4 protein-coding genes are annotated in these 4,178 nt (G+C 71.9%); 2 read left to right on the plus strand and 2 right to left on the minus strand.

Annotation, left to right across the window (positions count from 1 at the left end; all coding sequences use genetic code 11):
* Positions 1-989, plus strand: a 989-nt coding sequence (locus L0H79_RS21185; protein ID WP_301486671.1) for a VWA domain-containing protein, incomplete at its 5' end; no start/stop codon positions are given.
* A gap of 224 nt (positions 990-1,213) precedes the next feature.
* Complete coding sequence (locus L0H79_RS21190; RefSeq protein WP_301486673.1) at positions 1,214-1,750, plus strand: hypothetical protein; 537 nt, start codon at positions 1,214-1,216, stop codon at positions 1,748-1,750.
* Positions 1,751-1,772: 22 nt separating this feature from the next.
* Here L0H79_RS21190 and L0H79_RS21195 read toward each other — a convergent pair whose 3' ends face one another.
* Together L0H79_RS21195 and mftC are read right to left on the minus strand one after the other, a co-directional pair.
* Complete coding sequence (locus L0H79_RS21195; protein WP_301486675.1) at positions 1,773-2,825, minus strand: DNA topoisomerase IB; 1,053 nt, start codon at positions 2,823-2,825, stop codon at positions 1,773-1,775.
* Positions 2,826-2,943: 118 nt separating this feature from the next.
* The gene (gene mftC / locus L0H79_RS21200) at positions 2,944-4,176 is read right to left on the minus strand and encodes a mycofactocin radical SAM maturase (RefSeq protein ID WP_301486676.1); all 1,233 of its coding nucleotides are present in this window, start codon (positions 4,174-4,176) and stop codon (positions 2,944-2,946) included.
* Between the last annotated feature and the right edge of the window lie 2 nt (positions 4,177-4,178).

The raw sequence follows: 4,178 nt of genomic DNA on the forward strand, positions 1-4,178 counted from the left end.
CGGGCCCCCCCCCCGGGCCCGCGGGGGGGGGCGGCGGGCCCGGGGCCCCCCGCCCGGGCCCCCGACGACCGCGACCGCGCAGCAAGCCCGGCGACCGGCAGGTCGGTCGCGGTGAGCTCGCCACCGCACCGGGCTTCGAACGGATCTCCCCTGCGGTGGGACAGGTCGACGAGGACGCCCTGCGCGAGGCACTGTCCGACGACGTAGCGGGCACCGTCACCGTCATGGCCCGGATGCGCCGGGCCACCGATCCCGCCCTCCGCGCCGCGGCCGAACGGCTCTCGGCCCAGCTCATCTTCGACCGGGTGGCCCGGGTGATCGCCGACCGTCCCGGGGTCCATCGGCGTACCGCGTCCCGCGGACGCCTCGACGGCGATCTTGACGTCGACGCCTCGCTGGAGGCGATCGCCGGCGCCCACGCCGAGCGCCGCCCGGTGTCCCTGGACGACCTGACGATGACCCACTGGGGGCGCGGCACGCTCGCGCTCGTCCTGCTCGTCGACCAGTCCGGCTCGATGACGGGGGAGCGGCTGGCCCACGCCACCGTCCTCGCGGCCGCGTGTGCGTTGCGGATGCCGGACGAGCTCGCCGTCCTCGCGTTCGGCCGGGACGTGGTGACCCTGCGGGGGCTGCACGACCCCGCTCCCGGTCAGGACGTCGTCGACCGTGTGCTCCGGCTCGTCGGGCACGGTGAGACCGGGCTGTCCCAGGCCCTGACCCGGGCCGCGGAGGTGTTGGCCGGCTCGAGAGCGTCCCGTCGCGTCGTGGTGCTGCTGTCCGACTGCCGCGCGAGCGGCCCCGGCGAGGACGGGACGGATGCCGCGGTGCGCGCGGCGGCCGCCATCGACGAGCTGTGCGTCCTCGCGCCGGCGAGCGACTGCGACCAGGCGCGTGATCTGGCGCTCGCGGTCGGGGCCGCCTTCGCCGAGCTCGGCGACCCGGCGAGCGCTCCTGCCCTCCTCGAAGAGCTCCTCACGCGCACGCCGTGACGCCCGACGCGTCACGTCGCTGAGCGGCATACCGAGTCCGTATGCCGCTCAGCCGGGTCGGAGGGTCAGTACCGTGTGTTGCCCGTCGGGTTAAGACGTCGCCGGCCCGGGTAGTGAGCGGTGACCGGAACCACCGAGATGGAGGTGCGACACATGAGCTTCTGCGACACCTACGGTCACGAGTACGCCCAGACGCTGAGACCTTGGGCTGCCGGGAGCGAGCCGTGACGACACCGGGCGAGCAGCTCCTGGCCGTCATCGGCGGGCAGCACGCCAGGATCAGGGCGCTCCTGACGGTCGTCGCCACGCCCCAAGAGGCGGATCGCCTCGTTGCCTTCGACCACTTCCTCCGCTTCCTGGCCGTCCACGAGGCCGCGGAGCAGACGCTGTTGCACCCGCAGGGGCTGGTCACTCTCAGCCACGACGACGTCTCGGCGCGCCGGATCACCGAGGAGCAGGAGGCGGCAGCGGTCATCGCGCATCTCGAGTCGATCGATGATCCCCGGACCTTCTTGACTCAGTTCGGGCTACTCGGCGCGGCGGTCACCCACCACGCCGAAGCCGAGGAGCAGGAGGAACTGCCGGAACTCATCGCCGCGCTCCCGGACGACACGATCGAGCAGATCCTTGAGGGATTCGCACGCGTCGAGCCGTGGGCGGACGAGCTGGAGAGCTCGCCACTGCAGGGCGCGCCGACCTTCGAGGCCATCCTGGCGCAGGCTCGAGCCGGGTTCGTCGCCCTTGCCGAGTCCCAGAGATGACGCGCGACTGGGGACCTGATGGTCACGTGTCGTAAGCCCGCTCGAGGAATCGCAGCACCACCTTGTCGAGCGCATCGCGGTCGCGGACCATGGCGAGATCTCCTCGGGCCAGCCGCCGACGATCCGCCTTCGTGAGCGAGCGACGCAGCGACCGCAGCACGGTCCTCCCCTCGGTGTGCTGCTCGATGACACGCGGGTTGACATAGGACGACTCGGCGACAGCGGGAGTGTTGCCGAGCTGGGCCGCGACCTCCGCGAAGGCGGCCTTCTCTCGGCCGGCGTGGTCCTCGCCCGAGTCGGGCCCCGCCTCCGCCAGGAGCCGGGCCAGCGAGACTGCCGCGACGACCGTGGCCGCCCAGGTGCGCAGATCCTTGACGGTGAACTCCTCACCAGCGAGGTCCTTGAACTCGGATCGGATGTCGGACGCCAGCAGGTCATGCCACTCGTCGCCGATGCGGTAGCGCAGCAGCCGGTCACCGCGCATGCCGGCTCTGCGCAGGGACCGCACCGCACGGGCGAGGTCGGGGTCGGTGACCTGCGCCTCACGCTCGATGCCCGACTTCGCCGGGAAGCAGAACGTCAAGACGTCGCCCCGGACGGTGACGTGCTCGTGCAGCAGGGTCGCCACCCCATAGCTCCCGTGCATCTGCTCGTACTCCTCCCCCCCGGTGCGGAACAGCCCGGCGTCGAGCATCCGTAGCGCCACGGCGACCACGCGCGCTCGGCCGTGCCCGCGCCGCCGGAGCCGGTGGCCGACCGCCTCACGGACGACGGGCAGGTGACGTGCCAGACGCAGCACCCGCAGATGCTTCTCCTCGTCCTGCTGCACCCGCCAAGCCGGGTGATAGAGGTACTGCCGCCGTCCGGCATCATCTGTGCCGACCACCTGGATGTGTCCGTTCGCGTAGGGACAGATCCAGACGTCCCGCCAGGCAGGCGGGATGACGAGCGCCAGGATCCGTTCGTGGTCCTTGTCGGAGACACGTGCACCGGCATCGTCGACATACGAGAATCCTCGGCCCCGGCGGATCCGCCGCAGCCCGGGTAGGTCGAACTCACTGCGCCGCAGCCGCACGGCAACCCCGTACCCGACCGTACGAAGGGGAAAACGGGTTCGCGCGACGGATGCCGAGCTGCTCGAGCCGCGCACTGCTCGCTGCCGCAGGCGTGGATCTGCTTCTGCTGCGGGGACGCTACTGGTGGTCGGGGTCGAAGCCCGCGAGCGGGTTCTGCTGGCATGCGCTGACCGGCGCGGCCGGGGGGCCGGACAGGATGCGCACCGGAACCGGCCGCGGGCGCGGTGGCGAGGTCCGGTGGCTGTGGTCCGGGCTCGGGGCGGGACGCTGCGCGCTCTCGTCCAACGCCGCCTCGCCGAGGCCGCGCACGCACTCCGGGTCGGGTCCGTCGAGCGGCAGCCCGGTGAAGAACTTCGCGGCCATGCAGCCACCGCGACACGTGTCGTGGTGTGCACAGGAGGAGCAGACCCCTCCGGTCTGTGGGGCGCGCAGGTCGGCGAACAGGCTCGAGGTGCGCCACACCGTGCCGAAGCCGCCGTCGGTCAGCACGTTGCCGGCGCGGAAGCTCTCGTGGATCGCGAACGGGCACGCGTAGACGTCCCCGACCGGGTCGATGAGGCAGACGACGCGGCCCGCCCCGCAGAGGCCCAGGCCGGGGAGGGACTCGCCGTAGGCCGCGAGGTGGAAGAAGGAGTCTCCGGTCAGCACGCTCTCGCCGTGCAGCACGAGCCAGTCGTAGAGCTCGCGTTGCTGGCCCGGCAGGGGGCGCAGCTCGTGCCAGACGGCCGCGCCTCGGCCGGCCGGCCGCAGCCGGGTCAGCCGCAGCTGGGCGTGGTAGCGCTCGGCGAGGGCGGCGAAGGCGTCGAGCTGTGGAATGTTGTGCCGGGTCATCACGACCGAGACCTTGAAGTTCTCGAAACCGGCGTCGTGCAGGTTCTCCATCGCGCGGATGGCGAGGGCGAAGGACCCCGCGCCGCGGACCGCGTCGTTCACCTCAGCGGTCGCCCCGTCGAGCGAGACCTGCACGTCGACGTAGTCGCTTGCGGCGAGCCGGCGTGCCGCATCGGGTGTGATCCGCACGCCGTTCGTCGAGAACTTCACCCCGACCTGGTGATCTGTCGCGTAGTCGACCAGCTCCCAGAAGTCTGGACGGACGGTCGGCTCCCCGCCGCCGATGTTGACGTAGAAGACCTGCATCCGCTGCAGCTCGTCGAGGACGGCCTTGCACTGCTGGGTGGTCAGCTCTCGCGGGTTGCGCCGCCCCGAGCTGGACAGGCAGTGCGAGCAGGACAGGTTGCAGGCGTAGGTCAGCTCCCACGTGAGGCAGATCGGGGCGTCGAGCCCTCGCTCGAAGGCATCGACGAGACGCGGGGCTGGCTGCTGGGGCGTGGGTGGCCGGTCGGAGCCGATGG

Source organism: Intrasporangium sp. (assembly GCF_030452765.1).
Taxonomy (GTDB): domain Bacteria; phylum Actinomycetota; class Actinomycetes; order Actinomycetales; family Dermatophilaceae; genus Intrasporangium_A.